Source organism: Flavobacterium sp. Root901 (assembly GCF_001429765.1).
In the GTDB taxonomy this organism is placed as follows: Bacteria; Bacteroidota; Bacteroidia; order Flavobacteriales; family Flavobacteriaceae; genus Flavobacterium.
In genome coordinates this window covers 250,325-267,628 of the sequence record NZ_LMJB01000010.1, presented here as the reverse complement: position 1 = coordinate 267,628, position 17,304 = coordinate 250,325, and the positions used below count along the sequence as shown (strand labels likewise).

The window sequence follows — 17,304 nt, the reverse complement described above, 5'->3', positions numbered from 1 at the left end:
AACACTTTGAGGTTAGACATAAGTTCAGGAAAGTCAGATAATCTACAATTCAACTGATTTTAGAACTAATAAAACCTTAAAAATCATCTTATAATTATATTGTAAGGTGATTTTTTATTTGTGATGATCAGAAATGTTCTGCAAAAAAGATAAATAGTTTTTGATTATTCTGAAAATTAATATCTTTCAGAAATTAAACCAAATCAAAAACATTATGCAAGACGATCATTATCAACCGAAAAAAAATTGGTGGGACAGAAACTGGAAATGGTTTGTTCCAACAGGATGTTTAAGCCTTATAGTACTTTTTGGCCTCTTTTTAGGAGGAATCTTTTTTGGAATTACCTCAATGATGAAAGATTCTGATGCTTTTAAGGAGTCGATGGCTGCCGCTCAGCAAAATAAAATGGTAATTCAAAAATTAGGAAGTCCTCTCGAAACTAACGGAATAATGTCCGGAAGTATTAATATCAGTAACGATACCGGAGATTGCGATTTACAAATTCCTATAAAAGGTCCAAAAGGTGAAGCAACATTATTTATTGTGGGCACAAAAAGAGGAAAATGGAAATACGAGCAAATGTCTGTTTATATTGATAAAACAGATGAAGAGATTGATTTATTGAAGAAATAACAAAAATATATTATGAACGATTCAGGAAAGTAATTCTGTTCCTTAAATCTGGCGAATATTTTATTGATTTATAAAGTTTCTATTGAAAGTTCTGCGTATGCACATTAAGGAAAAACGAAAGTACATTCTTTTTCAGCAAAAAAACTTGTATCAATTAGGAAGATATTATTTAGCATCGCTTCATTAACTTAAAACATTTATCAATACAATGAAATTTCCTTTTTTTATAATTATATCTTTTTTTTTATTCCATACATCATTTGCGCAGAACGGAAATTACTATGCTTATGCTAATAGAATAAAACAATTCTCAAAACCTTTCAGAATATTACATCAAGATGTTAATGCAGAAGGAAATGGTTCAATCGAATTTACAAATGAACAAAATCAGATACTCCGTTTTCGATTTCAAAATAAAAAACTGCTTCCGGGATCCTGCAGTATTGCTTTTGAAATATATTACTATAAAGATAATTTTCTAAGAAGAACTGAATCATTTGACAGCAATGGAAACTTAATAGAATGTCGCCTGAAACTAAATGATGAAGCTGCTACAGAGTATAGTATTGAAAAACCTGCTTTATACCTGAAAAAAAAGAAAATAATTGATGATGCGGAAGGAAACATCGAATTAACCGATGACAGCAGAGAAAAAATCATACGAGTAGAGTTTTTTGATTCCCATAACAACCGAAAAATAAAACTGCAGCCTACTTACATTTCTTCTAAAGAATATTGGCAGTATGATAACCGTACAAGCTGGCCTTAAATGATTATTGTTAAGTTTACAACAAAATGTTACTTTGCTTTAAATAAAATTGTGGCTTTATTTTTGAATAAGTAGTATTTTTGAAACTTAATAAATTCCTACTAATGAAAAAGATTTTAATATTAGCCCTTACATTTTCTCTTACCTCCTGTGCAGAGATGCAGCAAACTTTAAGTCAATTACCTCAAATGTCTCAGGGTGTTGGCGGTGTCGATATTGCTTCAGGATTAAAAGAAGCCTTAAACAAAGGAATCACAGTACAAGTGAGTAAATTAACTGCAACAGACGGTTTTTACAAAAATGAAGCTGTAAAAATCCTAATGCCCGAAGAATTACAAAAAGTAGATGCAACTTTAAGAAAAGTCGGTTTAAGCTCTCTTGCCGATGAAGGTATTAAAATGCTGAACCGTGCAGCAGAAGATGCTGTAAAAGAAGCAACTCCAATTTTCGTTTCGGCAGTTAAAAATATGTCATTTACAGATGCTAAAAATATTTTGTTAGGAAATGATACTGCAGCGACATCTTATTTACAAGGAAGTACTACCACGGCTTTATACGGAAAATTTAATCCTGTAATTAAAAGTTCTTTTGCAAAAGTAGGCGCCGATGTCGTGTGGACAAAAATCATAAATAAATACAATACTATTCCGCTGGTTAAAAAAGTAAATCCTGATCTGACTGATTATACAACAAATCAGGCTTTGGCAGGTGTTTTTAAAATGATCGCTGTAGAAGAAAAAGAAATCCGTAATAATATCAGTGCCAGAACAACACCTTTATTAAAAAGTGTTTTTGCACTTCAGGACGGAAAATAATTTCTATTAGCTGCAAAGTTACAAAGGCTCAAAGCTTTAAAAGTTTGCAAACTTAGCGGTTAAACAAATTAACAATTAACCGATTAAACCCAAAATAAAATAAACCCAAAATGCAAAAAATAACCATTCTGATTCACTGCAAGGATCAAAAAAACATTATTGCCTCGGTAACTACTTTTATTGCTAAGGTAGAAGGAAATATCACTTACATCGATCAGCATGTTGATGTGGAGCAAAATGTATTTTTTATGCGGTTGGAATGTGAATTTACCAATCCTAAATTTACGATTGATACTTTAAAAGAAGATTTTAATAAAACTCTTGCAGTCGATTTTAATATGTCATGGGATTTGTACAATCAGGATCAAAAACCAAAAATGGCGTTATTTGTTTCTAAATACGATCATTGCTTGTTTGATATTTTAGGAAGATACAGCGCAGGAGAACTCAATGTTGAAATTCCGGTTATTATAAGCAATCATAATGATTTAAGGTCAATTGCTGAGCGATTTGATATTCCGTTTCACTGCGTACCTTTTACAAAAGACAATAAAGAAGAAGGCGAAGCAAAGCAGATTGAACTTTTAAAGAGATATGATGTAAACTTTATTGTGCTGGCGCGCTACATGCAGATTATAACGCCAAAATTAATTTCGCTTTACGAAAACAGAATTATAAATATACACCATTCTTTTTTACCTGCGTTTCCGGGAGCAAAACCTTATCATTCAGCGTTTAAACGCGGTGTAAAAATTATTGGAGCAACAAGCCATTATGTTACCGAAGAGTTAGACGAAGGTCCGATTATTGAGCAGGATATTGCCAGGGTATCGCATATCCACTCTGTTGAAGATTTTATTATGAAAGGAAGAGATTTAGAACGAATTGTTTTGGCACGGGCTATTAAACTGCATTCTGAAAGAAAAACAATGGTATATAGTAATAAGACAGTGGTTTTTTCTTAAAAGGGTCTAAGAGGCTAAGGTTCTAAGAAGCTAAGATTCTAAGAGGCTAAGGTTCTAAGTTTTTTACTTTGAATAATTATAAGAGTTAAAACTCTTTGAGTATAAAAATAACAAACCCGACAGGTTTTTTAAATCTGTCGGGTTTACTTTTTAATTAACGTAATAAGAAAACCTTAGTACCTTAGTCTCTTAGCCCCTAAGAACCTTAAAAAATTTAACGAACCACAATCGACAATCTTGGATCGTCAAAAGTATTCACTTCTTCCATTGTTAAGCCTAAAGCGTTTGCCACTCCTTCTCCGTATGCCGGATCTGCTTTAAAACAATTTCTGATGTGGCGAATCTGGATAAACTTTTGCGCACCGCCAACCTGGGCAGCAGTATTCTTAAATAATAATTGTTTTTTATCGTCAGTCAGTAAGCGGAACAATAATCCAGGCTGAGTAAAATAATCATTATCATCTTCTCTAAAATTGTGTGCCCACGCATCTCCATGAAGTTTCAATGGTGGTTCTTTAAATTCTGGCTGCTCCTGCATTTCACCAAAACTATTTGGCTCGTAATGTTTCTTAGAACCGTTATTTCCGTCAACACGCATTGCGCCGTCTCTATGAAAAGTATTATAAGGGCATCTTGCAGAATTTACCGGAATCTGAAAATTATTAACTCCTAAACGATATCTGTGGGCATCGCCATAAGAGAATAAACGTGCTTGGAGCATTTTATCCGGAGAAAAACTAATTCCCGGAACAACATGTGCCGGATTAAAAGCTGCCTGCTCTACCTCTGCAAAATAGTTTTCAGGATTTTTATTTAATTCAAATTCTCCAACCGGAATCAATGGAAAATCACTTTTTAACCAAACCTTAGTCAAATCAAAAGGATGAAAACGATAATTCTCAGCCTGTTCTTCTGTCATGATCTGAACAAACATTTTCCATTTTGGAAAATTTCCTTCTTCAATTGCATCAAATAAATCACGCTGATGGCTTTCTCTGTCTCCTCCTACTAATCTGGCAGCTTCTTCATCTGAAAGATTATCGATTCCCTGCTGCGTTACAAAATGAAATTTCACATAATGTCTTTCATTTTGTCTGTTGATAAAACTAAAAGTGTGGCTGCCAAATCCGTGCATGTGTCTGTACGAACTTGGAATTCCTCTGTCGCTCATTACAATTGTAACCTGATGTAAGGCTTCGGGTAATAAAGTCCAGAAATCCCAATTGTTGTCAGCACTTCTTAAATTGGTTTTTGGATCACGTTTTACGGCATGATTTAAATCCGGAAATTTCATTGGATCTCTAAAAAAGAAAACCGGCGTATTATTTCCAACTAAATCCCAGTTTCCTTCATTAGTATAAAATTTTAAAGCAAAACCACGAATATCTCTTTCGGCATCAGCAGCACCTCTTTCTCCTGCAACAGTAGAAAAACGGGCAAACATTTCTGTTTTTTTACCAATTTCCGAAAATATGTCGGCTCTTGTATATTTTGTAATATCATGAGTTACAGTAAATGTACCGTAAGCACCGGATCCTTTTGCATGCATACGGCGTTCCGGAATTACTTCACGATCAAAATGTGCCATTTTTTCTAAAAACCAAAAATCCTGTAATAAAACGGGTCCGTGAGGTCCGGCCGTTTGGATATTTTGATTGTCAGGAACGGGAGTTCCCGTTGCAGTTGTTAATTTTTTGTTTGATTCCATATTGCTGATTTTTAATGTTTTATCAAATATACAAACTTATGGTTAGGATATTCATAAACAAAATTGATTGTTATTATTTTTTAATAGTCAAAAATTATTTTATATTGCAGAAACCTCAAAACAGCGATTTTAGAAATCTTAACTTATGGTCAACAAAGTAATAACAAAACCTTAACAGCAAAAGATTGATATATGTCGGACATTTGTAACGTAATAAACTGGTTATTTATTATTTTGGTTTTGGTTAGTTAAATGATGCCGGCGTCTTCGAGATGCCGGCATTCTTTTTTTATATCTCAGAACTACATAGATAATTCTAAAATCCGGACATTAACTTATATCCAACAAAGTAATAACAAGACCTTAACACCATAAGATGAATATATGTCGGATCTTTGTAATGTAATAAACTGGTTATTTATTATTTTGGTTTTGGTTAGTTAAATAGTGCCGGCGTCTTCGAGATGCCGGCATTTTTTTTGATTAAATTCTAAATGATTTAAACTTAAATTCTAATAAAAAATCCCAATTCGGGAATTGGGATTTTAAAATTAATTTTTAAACTTTTAAGCGTTCGTGCAGTACTTTAAAATAAGTAAAAGCTTTTAACAAACGGCTGCCATGCCAGGAGAACATTTCACCGTCTACAAAAACAGTTTTGGCGTGATGTGTAAATCTTCCAATTTCAAAAGCATCTTCTTCTTTAAAAGGATAAGGTTCTGAAGAAAGAAAAACAACATCAGGATCGCCTTCCAAACGCATTTTTTTTAATTCGATTTCAGGATAACGGCCTTTGTCTTCGTATATATTTTTAAAATGATTGAGCTTTAGTAATTCATTTATATAAGTGTCTTTTCCAACAGCCATATAAGGGTTTTTCCAAATAAAATAGGCTGCTTTCCTAACTTCAATATCCTGAATATATTTTTTGAAATCGCTCAGGGCAAAATTTATTTTATCATTCCACTTTTGCGCTTCGGTCCTGCAGTTAAATAATTGCCCAAAGTCTGTGATCATTTGAAAATTATCTTCAACAGATACAATGTTCGTGACCCAAACAGGGCAGATTTCCTGTAATTGATTGACAATTTCTTCTGTGTTTTCTTCTTTATTGCAAATGATAATATCCGGCTGAAGGAGCTTTATTTTTTCTAAGTGAATTTTCTTTGTTCCCCCAACAATTTTTTTCGTTGATTTAAAATGATACGGATGTACACAAAACTTTGTTATTCCGATGATCTTTTCTTCTAAACCTAAATCATAAAGCAATTCGGTTTGAGAAGGAACCAGCGAAATAATTCGTTTTGGAGCTGTCTCAAACAAATGAACTTTCCCTATTTGATCTGTTAGTTGTTTCATTTTTCAGTTTTCGGTTTTCAGTGGCAGTTTTTCAGTTTTGAGTAGCAGTCACAATTTTTAGTAATTAGTACTGAGACTGAAAACTGCCACTCAAAACTTTATTTATTAGCTATAATAGAAGCCATTTCCTGCTGTACTTTCAAAGCTTCTTCTCTTGCTTTTTCTGCAAAATCAGTTCCTTTTGATGCATAAATAATTGCTCTTGCAGAATTTACCAATAAGCCAATTTTATCATTCATTCCGTACTTGCAAACTTCAGATAAACTTCCGCCCTGAGCACCAATTCCGGGAACTAATAAAAAGCTGTCCGGAACTATTTTTCTGATATCGGTAAAATATTCAGCTTTTGTAGCACCAACTACATACATTAAATTATGACTGTTTTTCCATGTCTTAGAAGTTTCTAAAACCTGTTTGTATAATTCTTTTCCGTTTGTATTTAAAGTCTGAAAATCAAAAGCGCCTTCATTAGATGTTAAGGCCAGCATTATCGTATGTTTGTTTTCAAAAGCTAAAAATGGCTCAACCGAATCTTTACCCATATAAGGTGCAACGGTTACGCTGTCAAAATTCAAATCTTCGAAAAAAGCTTTTGCATACATGCTTGACGTATTGCCAATATCGCCGCGTTTTGCATCGGCAATAGTGAAAATTTCAGGATGTTTTTCGTTGATATAATTGATTGTTTTTTGCAGAGACATCCAACCTTTTATTCCATAAGCTTCAAAAAAGGCAGTATTAGGTTTGTAGCCTACCGTTAAATGGTGTGTTGCATCGATTATGGCTTTATTAAACTCAAAAATAGGATCTTCTGTGTCTAATAAATGAGGCGGGATTTTAGTTAAATCTGGATCTAACCCAACGCATAAAAATGATTTTTTTTGAAGAATTTGTTCGTGTAGTTGTTGTGTCGTCATATTGTTTTTTACTAGTGCGGCAAAATTACAAATAATATTATTGGTTTGCGAATTTGAGCTTCACATTGGATTCATATAACATCTTTAAAAAATTGTGTAAAATTAAAAACGAACTCTCTTTTTATTTTTGAACAAACCCTAATCAGACAACTATGACAACGCCACACATCGGAATATCAAGTGCTAACTTAAAAAAAAGCTCTACTATTTTAGCCACTATCCTGTCTAACGAAATGACTCTTTATGTAAAAACCAGAAAGTTTCACTGGAATATTTCAGGAAACAGTTTTATGGAACTTCATAAATTGTTTGAAGAACAGTATAGAATTCTGGAAGCGCAGATTGACGAAGTTGCTGAAAGAATCAGTCAGCTTGGCGAAAAAACAATCGGTACAATGAAAGAATTTATCGAAAATTCGACTTTAAAAGAATCTCCAAAAGAATATGCTTCGCAAAAACATATGCTGGAAGAACTTTTAGAAAACCACGAACAGCTGGTAACGGAGTTTAGAGATTATATTCCGGTTTTTGAAAATGAAACCAATGACGCAGGTTCTGCAGATTTTGTGACAGGACTGCTTCAGGAACATGAAAAAATGGCCTGGGTCCTGCGCCGTTATCAGGCGTAAAAAACTTAGATACTGATTATTTAGGTTAAATTTCAACATAGATTAAAATATCCTAATGAAAATTATGCAACGATCCTGAAAATTCGTGTAACAAAAACCGAACGGGAAATTGCAATTTTACATTATAAATTACAAATAAACACGATTATGAATACTACAGAAATAAAAGGAAACTGGAATGAGTTGAAAGGTAAACTTAAGCAAAAATATGCTGAACTGACAGATGATGATTTAATGTTTGCTGAAGGTAAAGAAGATGAAATGTACGGAAGACTACAGCAAAAATTAGGTAAAACTAAAGAAGAATTTCATCAAATACTGTCAGATTTGTAAACTTTAGGACTCAATCAGGAAATACCGTCTAGTAATTAAAGTATTAGACGGTATTTTTTTGAGGTTTCATTCATTTTTATCAGTGTTTATCTATTTTTTAAAAAGATTAAACGCTGTAACCACAAATAATTTAATTATCTTTAACCAAATTTTTTTCAAAAATGAAGCTATTTATAAAGTTCGACATTAATACTATCTGTTCTCTTTATCTAAAACAAAACCTGGAACAAAATAATATTAATTTTACCAGTTTAGGATTTGGAGAGATTGAGATTGATGACAATCTTGATGCTGATGCACTCGAATCTTTAAAAAACAATCTAAGTCCGCATGGTTTTGAAGTAGTTGAAAATCAAAAAAGTGTTTTAGTTCAAAAAATCAAGGATGCGATAATTGAACTTGTCTTTATGGAAGACAGTAATAATTATAAAAGTTCCGTATTTTTGGCAGAAAAGCTTAACCATAGTTATGGTTATTTATCCAATGTTTTTTCTGAAGTAACTTATTCGTCTATCGAAAACTTCATTATTTTACAAAAAATTGAAAGAGCAAAACAATTGATCATTATTAACGAAATGAGTTTGACAGAAATTGCTTTTTTACTAAATTACTCGAGTGTTGCGCATTTGAGTACGCAGTTTAAAAACACAACAGGAATTACTCCGTCAGCATTTCAGAGAATAATCAAGAAACGTAGAGAAAATTTAAAATAAAAACCCAAATACCACACTAAAATGCAGAAAAACGCATTAAATATTTTACTGGCGGACGATGATGAAGATGATCGTCTTTTTTTTAAAGATGCATTTGAAGAAATCAAAATACAAACGAATGTAGAATTTGTTCATGACGGAATGCAGTTAATGGATTACTTAATGGATTCTGATAACAAACTTCCCGATATCCTGTTTCTGGATTTGAACATGCCAAAGAAAACCGGTAAAGAATGTTTGATTGAGATTAAAAAAACAGACCATCTTAAAAATATAATTATTGCGATTTACTCTACATCTTCTTCAGAAGAAGATATTGAAGACACCTTTATTCAGGGTGCCAATATTTATATTAAAAAACCAAGCGATTTTAACACGCTTAAAAAAATAATTAATGAAGTCGTGACCGTAAACTGGCACTATCATACCTCTGGGTTAAATCGTGATAATTTCTTGCTGCGACTAAAATAAAGTCTACCAATGAAATGGATACCAAATTTTAATTCTTCAAACTCTTTGAGAGTTATTTTTGTAATCGCAGTTTTCATTCTGTTATTTCTTTCTTCTATTGCGTATAAACATAACCAGGACTTGAACGAATCAAGTAAACTGGTTATGCATACCTACGAAATAAACATTCAGCTGGAAAGATTAATGTCAGCAATTAAGGATGCCGAAACCGGGCAGAGAGGTTATATCATTACCAGAAATGCCCGTTTTTTAACTCCATATATTTACTCCCGCGATAAGGTAAACACTTCATTTATTGCATTAAAAAAACTAACTTTTGATAATCCTGTTCAGCAGGAAAATCTTAGAAAGTTATTTAAGCTTATTATTCAGCGTTTTGTTTCGTTTGAAAATTGTTTAAAATACAGTGATCCCAAAACATATGATAAACGAAGACTCGATAATCATATGTTCGGGGGACGAATCCTGATGGAAAACATTCGTTTTAAAGTAGACGAAATGAATGACATAGAGAAAACTTATCTAAAAAACAGGCTTAAAATTTACGACGACGAAATTTCATTAAGTCCGCTTTTTTCTATCTCCTTATTTTTAACTGCTTTATTTTTTATCCTTTTAGCTTTTAGACAAATCAGCAAAGATTTCCAGCGTTTAAAAGTTTTCAATAAAAGACTTTTAATTTCAAACGGATTAATTTCTGAGTCGGAAACTATTGGTAAATTCAGTACCTGGCAATGGGATTTAGACGCCAATAAAATTGACTATTCAGACAATCAATATCGTTTACTGGGTTACGAACCCGGCGCATTTGTTCCGGTAAAAGAAACTTTCCTTGATTTTGTACATCCTGATGATAAAGAAAATGTTTCAAATTCTATTGAAGGAATTATAAACAACAAACAACTTCCTTTTGTTTATTATAAGGTACTGCTTCCGAGCCATGAAGTGCGATATTTTAAATCTACCGGAAAATTATTGACCGACCAGCAGGGAAGTAAAATTTTACTCGGAATTAATTTTGATATTACCGATGAGCATTTACTAAACATTGAATTACAGGAACGCAACAAAGAACTTGAAAAAAGCAATAAAGAACTGGCTTCTTTTAACCACGTTGCCAGTCATGATTTACAGGAACCACTGAGAAAAATCCAGACTTTTATTTCGAGGGTTTCAGATGCCGACAAAGAGGTTATGTCGCAAAGTGCCAAAGATTATATTGCAAAAATTGAAGCTTCGGCAAAAAGAATGCGTGTGCTTATTGACGATTTGCTGCTGTTTTCAAGAACCAATACCACAAAAAAAGAATTTATAAAAACGAATTTAGACGAATTGCTTCAAAATGCAGAATCTGAATTAACAGAAATTATCGAAGAAAAAAGTGCCGTAATTGTTGCTAATAAACTTCCAAAGCTTTCTGTTATTCCTTATCAGATTGAACAGCTTTTCATTAACCTGATCGGAAATTCTTTAAAATACAGCAAACCTAATACTATACCTTCTATAACAATTGAAAGTACAAAAATCGATTCTCAGGATTATGCCGGAATTTTAGATCAGAATATAAAGAAATACCACCGAATAACTTTTACGGATAACGGAATGGGATTTGATCCTCAGTTTAAAGAAACGATCTTTATTTTATTTCAGCGCCTTCATTCAAAAACAGATTATCCGGGTACCGGAATTGGTCTGGCAATTTGTAAGAAAATCGTAGACAACCATAAAGGCTATATTATGGCCGACAGTGAAATAAATAAAGGTTCTGTTTTTACCATATTCTTACCGGACTAACTCTGTTAACACCCTAAAACACTACATCTTAAACGTTATATAAATTCTTTATGGGAATTATATAACGTTTCTTTTTTATGCTGTAAAGCAAAACGTTGTATTCGTTAGCATCTTTGTAATGTAATACTTTATGAAGTAATAATGAAAGAATTTCCAGTAGTGAAAGCAACGATTTTCAAGGTTCTTATTTTATTGATTATAATTTTTGTTTCATCATGCAAAAAAAATAATTCGATAGAAAACACATTGAAGAAAAACGAAACTTTTACAAAAAATGAAGAAGAAGAAACAGTTGCCTTCTTTTTTGTTGAAACGGCCAATATTGGAAAAAAGATTATTTCAAAAAGTCAAATTGCACAAGAAAAAAGTTCAGACAATTCGATAGTGATTTTAGGTAAAAAAATCCAAAGACATCAAAATCGACTGCTGCAGGAAATTACAGAATTAGCGAATAAAAAGCTCATTATAATATCTGAAATAAATGCAGCACACAGAAGAGATACTTACGATCTGATTACCGCAAATTCTGCAGATTTCAACAGAGTTTATTTAAATTCTATGAAAGAATGCCTGAAACAGCAGATTAAGTTATTAGAAAGCGTTTCTAAAGAAACTAACGATAAAATAATTTTAAAATTAGTATTGAAGTATTTGCCTGAACAATTTAATCTCTTAAGAGAAACAGAAAGTATTATTACAGAAAAAAATTAAAAAAAAACGATTATTTAAAAGCCCGGATTACTAACTAAATTATTTTAATTATGAAAATGCAAACAAATTTTTTATGCGCCTTAACCCTTTTTATTTCAGCTTCATTTGGAATGCTGCACGCTCAGGACAATAATGTTACCACAGAGTTTGGTGTAAAAGGAGGATTCAACATGTCGAATTTATACGGAAGTGGTGAAGATGTAGATGATAACAATATTTTATACGGATTTAATGCCGGTGTTTATGCTACTCTTCCTATTTCAGACTTTGTAGCCATTCAGCCAGAGATTTTATTTACTACAAAAGGTGCTGAATTAGATTACAACAATGCTTTAGCGACAGGAAATGCAAAATTCAGATTAAACTATATCGAAGTTCCACTTTTAGTGAGAGTAAATATTACTAAAAACTTTAACGTTCATGCCGGTGGATATGCATCTTACCTGGTAGATTCTAAAGTAACAGGAGACGGAGATATTAATTTTGAGCAGGAAATTGATACTGACGATTTAAACAAATTTGATGCAGGTATTTCTGCCGGTGTCGGAGTAGATTTTAGTCCGGTAAGCATAGGTTTACGTTACAACTACGGTCTTACAACAGTTGGAAAAGAAAGAACTGTAGCCGGAACAACGTATACATTTCCAGATGCTAAAAACAGCAATTTGACATTATACCTTTCGTATAAGTTAAATTAAACAATTGAGTACTAACCCCTAAAATAAAAAACCATGTCAAATTTATTATACACAGTAGCAGTAATACTAATTATACTGTGGGCCCTTGGGTTCTTTGTGTACAGTTTCGGAAGTATTATACACATTTTATTAGTAATTGCCATTATTGCGATTTTACTAAGACTTATCAAAGGACGAGAGGTTTAAAATTTAATCAACATTAAATAAATATATTAATCTATTAAAAATCAATATTATGAAAGCAACTAGCACAGTTTTAGGAATCGCTGCAGCGGCAGCGGCAGGAGCATTATTAGGAGTATTATTCGCACCAGATAAAGGTTCAAACACAAGAAAAAAAATCAAAGATAAATCGAAAGATTACAGTGATAATTTAAAAACAAAATTTGATGGTATTGTAAGTACAATCACTTCAAACGGTAAAGACATCATCGAAGAAGGAAAAAACAAATTCAATCAGGTAAAAGATGATTTCAATACAGTAAAAGACGAAGCTAAAACTGTAAAATCGAACTACTAAATATAAGTGATTTTTCAAACCATAAATACCAATATCATGGAACCAAATGCAACAACAAACGAGAATTTAAATCTTTATGAAAAAGCAGAAAATTATACTAAAACAAGTTTAGAATTATTAAAACTTAAAACAGTTTGTTCTGTCGCTGATGGTGTTTCATCATTAGCTTCTAAGATAGCAGTCGGCGTTGTTGTTGCATTTTTTACCTTATTCCTGAATGTTGGTTTAAGCTTATGGATTGGTAAAGAACTGGGGGAATATTATTTTGGATTTTTTATCATGGCACTTTTTTACTTAATTGTGGCTATTATACTGCACAAAACGCATCACAAACTGATTAAAACCCCAATTGGAAATTCGATTGTATCGAGTATTTTAAAAGAAAAATAATCCTGATTTAATAATTAATATAAAAAGACTATTATGGAGCCTATTTACACTATTGATGAATTAAATCAGAGAATTAAACTATTAGAAGAACGCCAGGATACAGAATGGTGCGCGATTAAAGATCATATTGACGATATTAAAGAGAATTTAAAACCTCTTAACCTTATTCGAAATACTGTCGAGGAAATTAACGAAACAGTTGGTTTTAAAAGTCACATCGCACAGTCTGCAATAAGCATTGGAATTGGATATCTTGCCAAAAGATTTATAGTTGGAAAAAGCGATTCGATGTTTAAAGGTATTTTAGGATCAGTCGTTCAGCTTATTGTAACTAATCTGGTATCAAAACCAGGCGAACCTTCAAATGATACTTCTCACGAAGATGAAGAAGAAGAAGAATCATCATATTACGGATCATCACAAGAGTAATTGTTAAACTGAAATTTTAAACATTATGGAAAAGTTAAGCCACATAGTATTAAAAAATGGTGTATACATGTACTCTAATCTATATAAATGTTTTGAATACACTAGAGTATTTTTCGGTATCTAACCCGCTATACGTTTTTGCTATTACAAACGGTTAAAAGGTTAATACTTCACTATATTTTTAAGGTTCTGAGGAACTAAGGTTCTAAGATGCTAAGGCTCTAAGCAATAAGTTCTCTCAAACCAAAAAAGAGACTCTTTCACAAAGTGAAAGAGTCTCTTTTTCATTAAAAACAAATTCAGAGAAAAACTTAGAACCTCAGCCACTCAGAAACTTAGCATCTTAATTATAATTCTGATAAATTGGTAATTTCAGGCCAACATACACATTGGCACCTTTTGAATTATTGGAAAACAGATTAGAAATAAGCGAACCTGAACCAATAAATAATGGCCCGGCTCTAAAACCTGTTCCTATTTGTGTTCCGCTATACTCCATCCAGGTTACCGGAAGATAAAAACTAAATTGTCTGGTTTCATATCTGGGCGTAAATGCTATCGAATTAGCAATTGCAGCTGCATTGATTTTTTTAGAATCAACCAAACCAAAATCACTGCTTAAATTCAGATAAAATTTATTGTCAATGTTCCAGTCAAAGCTGGTATGCAAAGCCGTTGGCAAATTAGCCTTTACTCCTTTTCTGGATGCTGTTTTAGTATAATATGTATCAAAGAAATTAAAAATATCATCTGAATTATCAATGTCATCCTGAGTAACACTTCCAGTTAAATCATACGTATTCTCGACAGCATTTTTATAATTAAGTTTTCCAATATCCGTAACAGAAACGGCTGCTTTGAGTTTATATCTGTTCCCGATACAAGTATGACAATTAGTGCGGTATTCATATGTAAAGCCTAAATCTAAACCAATTCCGGCAGAAGTCATATCAAATTCCGGATCCTGATTATTTTCATAATCGTAACTTGCCAAAGTTCTTAATGTTCCTGTAGAAGAATACTGGCTTAGAGCCGGATTGGCATTATTCTTAGTAAAGGCAACACTCAGGTTATTTCCGTTAATATATCCGTTTACTCCCGCCATTAAATATTTTATTGTGATTCCGCCTTTTAAAAAATGTTCATCGCGGTCTAATAATACAGTTCCGTAACTGGCGCCAATTTCTGCCCAAGAATTCGTAACACCATTTGGATTTCCGCCAGATATTAAAAAACTATTTGAGGCATCAATATCTTTATTTACCTCATCAATAAGCTGTCCGTTAACATCTACTACATTTGTTATGCTTCGCACGCGGGTAAAAAGACCGATACTATTTTGGGGATTGATATTCATCATAAATGAAGGCCCAAGAATGTCTAAATTAAAATTCCCTCTGTTATTGCTTTTAAAATTTTTCCTGGCATCAGCATCCAGATCATAACCGCCGTCAAATATTTGGGCAAAATTAACGCTGTACAAATCGTTTTGTCCGGTGGCACTTACAGATGAAATGGTAATATCTGCTCTGTATTTAGAATCGACAATCGAAGACGGATTAAATAATACGCTCTGGATTCCGGCATAATTATCATCTCGAAAGCCAAAATACGACTGCGATTGCGCATAAAAAAAGCTCCCAAAGAAGCAAAGTAAATGTAAAGTTCTCTTCATAAAATTAGTTAATTGGTTGGTTAGTTTATTTCCTTTTTTTGATGAAAGATGCACAAATATTAAACAAATAATTTCAAAAAAAAACTTAACCCGCTTTAACTGCAGGTTAAGTTTTTTTTGAAGGTTGTGAGACACTAAGATACTAAGGTTCTTAGTTTTACAAAAAAGATATATAAATCTTACTTCACAGAGAAAGTCTGTAGTATTTGTATTTATTTATTCAAGAAAATTTGGAAGATTACAAGATAATACGGACATAATATTGTGCATCATTTTTCTACAATTTTCATTTTGAAAGTTTAAGAAAAAACGGAGTTTTTTAAAAAGGGACTGAGGTTATGAGACACTAAGGTTCTGAGGTTTTTGCAAAAAAAAGCCGAACTTACGTTCGGCTTATATATTTTAATTAAAGTTCAAAATCTAAAAAAAACTCAGAACCTTAGCATCTTAGTACCTCAAAACCTTAATAAACTTCCGACGCTTCCTTCAGTTTTTCCATATTGTTAACCAGCTGTAATTCGGCAACGATTTTCTGGATATCACCATTCATGATGTTTCCTAAATCATAAAGTGTCAAACCAACTCTGTGATCTGTTACACGACCTTGCGCATAGTTATACGTACGGATTTTAGCCGAACGGTCACCGGAACTTACCTGAGAACTACGTTTTGTTGCGTCTTCCTCTTGTTTCTTGGCCAATTCCATTTCGTATAAACGAGAACGTAATACGATTAAAGCTTTATCTTTATTTTTATGCTGCGATTTCTGATCCTGACACTGCGCTACTAATCCGGTTGGAATGTGCGTTAAACGTACTGCCGATTTCGTAGTATTAACAGATTGTCCTCCAGGTCCTGATGAACAGAAAAAATCTACACGAACATCGTTCATATCGATCTGTACATCAAACTCTTCTGCTTCCGGTAAAACCATAACAGTTGCTGCAGATGTATGCACACGACCCTGCGTTTCAGTCTGCGGAACACGCTGCACGCGGTGAACACCAGCTTCAAATTTCAAAGTTCCGTAAACATCTTCTCCCGAAACTTCAAAAATAACCTCTTTGAAACCTCCCGAAGTTCCTTCGTTCATATCGACAACCGAAGTTCTCCAGCCCATGCTTTCGCAGTATTTGGTATACATTCTAAACAAGTCACCGGCAAAAATACTGGCTTCGTCCCCACCCGTTCCGGCGCGAATTTCGACCATTACATTTTTAGCATCTTCAGGATCTTTAGGGATCAGCATAAATTTGATTTCCTCCTCAAGTTCAGGCAGACGCTCTTTTGCTTCATCAAGCTGCATTTTGGCCATTTCCACCATTTCAGCATCGCTTCCGTCTGCAATGATTTCGTTAGCCTCATCAATATTTGCCAAAACTATAATATATTCTTCTCTCTTTTCAACCAGTGCTTTTATGCTTTTATATTCCTGGTTAAGCTGCACATAACGTTTTTGATCAGCAATAACATCCGGCTGAATAATCAAATCCGAAATCTCATCAAAACGCTGCTTTACATATTGAAGTCTATCTAACATTTTCTTTTTCCTTTAATTGGACTGCAAAATTACAAAATTTTTGTGGAAAATTCTAGTGTTGATTTTTTAGGAATTTTTAGGATTTTTCTTTTAACAAATCAGGTGTTTTTACTTAGTGATAAATTTAAATTAAATGCGATGTTTGAATTATCAAATTGGAATAGATTTTTATCCAGCGAGAATATTCATTCTTATTTTCAAGTTTTACGGTTTTCCATAAAACCATTGAATATT

The 17,304-nt window shown here is 32.9% G+C and carries 20 protein-coding genes; 15 read left to right on the top strand and 5 right to left on the bottom strand.

The features are described from left to right. The first annotated feature begins 214 nt into the window (after positions 1-214). The 4 genes from ASE21_RS20675 (at position 215) to purU (ending at position 3,183) form a co-directional block, all read left to right on the top strand. On the top strand, positions 215-634 hold the full coding sequence (locus ASE21_RS20675) for a cytochrome c oxidase assembly factor Coa1 family protein (protein ID WP_057124650.1): 420 nt from the start codon (positions 215-217) through the stop codon (positions 632-634). A 208-nt stretch (positions 635-842) separates the two neighbouring features. Continuing rightward, complete coding sequence (locus tag ASE21_RS20670) at positions 843-1,403, top strand: hypothetical protein (RefSeq protein ID WP_057124593.1); 561 nt, start codon at positions 843-845, stop codon at positions 1,401-1,403. Positions 1,404-1,507: 104 nt separating this feature from the next. Beyond that, complete coding sequence (locus ASE21_RS20665; protein ID WP_057124592.1) at positions 1,508-2,218, top strand: DUF4197 domain-containing protein; 711 nt, start codon at positions 1,508-1,510, stop codon at positions 2,216-2,218. Positions 2,219-2,328: 110 nt separating this feature from the next. Beyond that, positions 2,329-3,183 (top strand): formyltetrahydrofolate deformylase, encoded by an 855-nt coding sequence (gene purU, locus ASE21_RS20660; protein ID WP_057124591.1) that lies wholly within the window; start codon positions 2,329-2,331, stop codon positions 3,181-3,183. Positions 3,184-3,397: 214 nt separating this feature from the next. Here the strand turns inward: purU and ASE21_RS20655 are convergent, their stop codons facing one another. The 3 genes from ASE21_RS20655 to pyrF form a co-directional block, all read right to left on the bottom strand. Continuing rightward, positions 3,398-4,891 carry a catalase gene (locus ASE21_RS20655; protein WP_057124590.1) on the bottom strand — a complete coding sequence of 498 codons (1,494 nt, stop codon included), beginning with the start codon at positions 4,889-4,891 and terminating at the stop codon, positions 3,398-3,400. A 558-nt stretch (positions 4,892-5,449) separates the two neighbouring features. Next, positions 5,450-6,250 (bottom strand): ABC transporter substrate-binding protein, encoded by an 801-nt coding sequence (locus tag ASE21_RS20650; RefSeq protein WP_057124589.1) that lies wholly within the window; start codon positions 6,248-6,250, stop codon positions 5,450-5,452. Between the two features lie 98 nt (positions 6,251-6,348). Then, positions 6,349-7,167, bottom strand: a complete 819-nt coding sequence (pyrF, locus tag ASE21_RS20645) for an orotidine-5'-phosphate decarboxylase (RefSeq protein WP_057124588.1) — start codon at positions 7,165-7,167, stop codon at positions 6,349-6,351. Positions 7,168-7,319: 152 nt separating this feature from the next. Between pyrF and ASE21_RS20640 the strand changes: the two genes are divergently transcribed. From ASE21_RS20640 to ASE21_RS20595, 11 genes are all read left to right on the top strand, one after another. Beyond that, positions 7,320-7,796, top strand: coding sequence for a Dps family protein (locus ASE21_RS20640; protein ID WP_057124587.1), 477 nt, complete (start codon positions 7,320-7,322; stop codon positions 7,794-7,796). A gap of 147 nt (positions 7,797-7,943) precedes the next feature. Beyond that, a complete protein-coding gene (locus ASE21_RS20635) occupies positions 7,944-8,129 on the top strand; it encodes a CsbD family protein (RefSeq protein WP_012024385.1) in 186 nt (61 codons plus the stop codon). Between the two features lie 161 nt (positions 8,130-8,290). Continuing rightward, the gene (locus ASE21_RS20630; protein ID WP_057124586.1) at positions 8,291-8,842 is read left to right on the top strand and encodes a helix-turn-helix domain-containing protein; all 552 of its coding nucleotides are present in this window, start codon (positions 8,291-8,293) and stop codon (positions 8,840-8,842) included. A 21-nt stretch (positions 8,843-8,863) separates the two neighbouring features. Continuing rightward, positions 8,864-9,313 carry a response regulator gene (locus ASE21_RS20625; protein ID WP_057124585.1) on the top strand — a complete coding sequence of 150 codons (450 nt, stop codon included), beginning with the start codon at positions 8,864-8,866 and terminating at the stop codon, positions 9,311-9,313. 9 nt (positions 9,314-9,322) lie between these two features. Beyond that, positions 9,323-11,107 carry a CHASE3 domain-containing protein gene (locus ASE21_RS20620; RefSeq protein WP_057124584.1) on the top strand — a complete coding sequence of 595 codons (1,785 nt, stop codon included), beginning with the start codon at positions 9,323-9,325 and terminating at the stop codon, positions 11,105-11,107. Between the two features lie 246 nt (positions 11,108-11,353). Beyond that, entirely contained in the window at positions 11,354-11,818 is a 465-nt protein-coding gene (locus ASE21_RS20615) for a DUF4142 domain-containing protein (RefSeq protein ID WP_242410315.1), read from the top strand. A 50-nt stretch (positions 11,819-11,868) separates the two neighbouring features. Continuing rightward, positions 11,869-12,516 carry a porin family protein gene (locus tag ASE21_RS20610; protein WP_057124582.1) on the top strand — a complete coding sequence of 216 codons (648 nt, stop codon included), beginning with the start codon at positions 11,869-11,871 and terminating at the stop codon, positions 12,514-12,516. Between the two features lie 33 nt (positions 12,517-12,549). Continuing rightward, a complete protein-coding gene (locus ASE21_RS21790) occupies positions 12,550-12,702 on the top strand; it encodes a lmo0937 family membrane protein (RefSeq protein ID WP_128414735.1) in 153 nt (50 codons plus the stop codon). A 49-nt stretch (positions 12,703-12,751) separates the two neighbouring features. Further along, a complete protein-coding gene (locus tag ASE21_RS20605) occupies positions 12,752-13,036 on the top strand; it encodes a YtxH domain-containing protein (protein WP_057124581.1) in 285 nt (94 codons plus the stop codon). Positions 13,037-13,072: 36 nt separating this feature from the next. Further along, positions 13,073-13,426: a hypothetical protein gene (locus ASE21_RS20600; RefSeq protein ID WP_057124580.1), complete on the top strand. Its 354-nt coding sequence runs from the start codon at positions 13,073-13,075 to the stop codon at positions 13,424-13,426. A 33-nt stretch (positions 13,427-13,459) separates the two neighbouring features. Next, a complete protein-coding gene (locus tag ASE21_RS20595; RefSeq protein WP_057124579.1) occupies positions 13,460-13,855 on the top strand; it encodes a hypothetical protein in 396 nt (131 codons plus the stop codon). A gap of 343 nt (positions 13,856-14,198) precedes the next feature. Here the strand turns inward: ASE21_RS20595 and ASE21_RS20590 are convergent, their stop codons facing one another. Further along, positions 14,199-15,530, bottom strand: coding sequence for a DUF5723 family protein (locus ASE21_RS20590; RefSeq protein ID WP_057124649.1), 1,332 nt, complete (start codon positions 15,528-15,530; stop codon positions 14,199-14,201). Between the two features lie 463 nt (positions 15,531-15,993). Next, positions 15,994-17,070 carry a peptide chain release factor 1 gene (prfA, locus tag ASE21_RS20585; protein WP_057124578.1) on the bottom strand — a complete coding sequence of 359 codons (1,077 nt, stop codon included), beginning with the start codon at positions 17,068-17,070 and terminating at the stop codon, positions 15,994-15,996. Positions 17,071-17,304: the final 234 nt, after the last annotated feature.

What these genes read in the sequence shown, in the direction of transcription:
- ASE21_RS20675 (WP_057124650.1), top strand. Translation starts at nt 215, where the DNA reads ATGCAAGACGATCATTATCAACCGAAAAAAAATTGGTGGGACAGAAAC.
- ASE21_RS20670 (WP_057124593.1), top strand. Translation starts at nt 843, where the DNA reads ATGAAATTTCCTTTTTTTATAATTATATCTTTTTTTTTATTCCATACA.
- ASE21_RS20665 (WP_057124592.1), top strand. Translation starts at nt 1,508, where the DNA reads ATGAAAAAGATTTTAATATTAGCCCTTACATTTTCTCTTACCTCCTGT.
- purU (WP_057124591.1), top strand. Translation starts at nt 2,329, where the DNA reads ATGCAAAAAATAACCATTCTGATTCACTGCAAGGATCAAAAAAACATT.
- ASE21_RS20655 (WP_057124590.1), bottom strand. Translation starts at nt 4,891, where the DNA reads ATGGAATCAAACAAAAAATTAACAACTGCAACGGGAACTCCCGTTCCT.
- ASE21_RS20650 (WP_057124589.1), bottom strand. Translation starts at nt 6,250, where the DNA reads ATGAAACAACTAACAGATCAAATAGGGAAAGTTCATTTGTTTGAGACA.
- pyrF (WP_057124588.1), bottom strand. Translation starts at nt 7,167, where the DNA reads ATGACGACACAACAACTACACGAACAAATTCTTCAAAAAAAATCATTT.
- ASE21_RS20640 (WP_057124587.1), top strand. Translation starts at nt 7,320, where the DNA reads ATGACAACGCCACACATCGGAATATCAAGTGCTAACTTAAAAAAAAGC.
- ASE21_RS20635 (WP_012024385.1), top strand. Translation starts at nt 7,944, where the DNA reads ATGAATACTACAGAAATAAAAGGAAACTGGAATGAGTTGAAAGGTAAA.
- ASE21_RS20630 (WP_057124586.1), top strand. Translation starts at nt 8,291, where the DNA reads ATGAAGCTATTTATAAAGTTCGACATTAATACTATCTGTTCTCTTTAT.
- ASE21_RS20625 (WP_057124585.1), top strand. Translation starts at nt 8,864, where the DNA reads ATGCAGAAAAACGCATTAAATATTTTACTGGCGGACGATGATGAAGAT.
- ASE21_RS20620 (WP_057124584.1), top strand. Translation starts at nt 9,323, where the DNA reads ATGAAATGGATACCAAATTTTAATTCTTCAAACTCTTTGAGAGTTATT.
- ASE21_RS20610 (WP_057124582.1), top strand. Translation starts at nt 11,869, where the DNA reads ATGAAAATGCAAACAAATTTTTTATGCGCCTTAACCCTTTTTATTTCA.
- ASE21_RS21790 (WP_128414735.1), top strand. Translation starts at nt 12,550, where the DNA reads ATGTCAAATTTATTATACACAGTAGCAGTAATACTAATTATACTGTGG.
- ASE21_RS20605 (WP_057124581.1), top strand. Translation starts at nt 12,752, where the DNA reads ATGAAAGCAACTAGCACAGTTTTAGGAATCGCTGCAGCGGCAGCGGCA.
- ASE21_RS20600 (WP_057124580.1), top strand. Translation starts at nt 13,073, where the DNA reads ATGGAACCAAATGCAACAACAAACGAGAATTTAAATCTTTATGAAAAA.
- ASE21_RS20595 (WP_057124579.1), top strand. Translation starts at nt 13,460, where the DNA reads ATGGAGCCTATTTACACTATTGATGAATTAAATCAGAGAATTAAACTA.
- ASE21_RS20590 (WP_057124649.1), bottom strand. Translation starts at nt 15,530, where the DNA reads ATGAAGAGAACTTTACATTTACTTTGCTTCTTTGGGAGCTTTTTTTAT.
- prfA (WP_057124578.1), bottom strand. Translation starts at nt 17,070, where the DNA reads ATGTTAGATAGACTTCAATATGTAAAGCAGCGTTTTGATGAGATTTCG.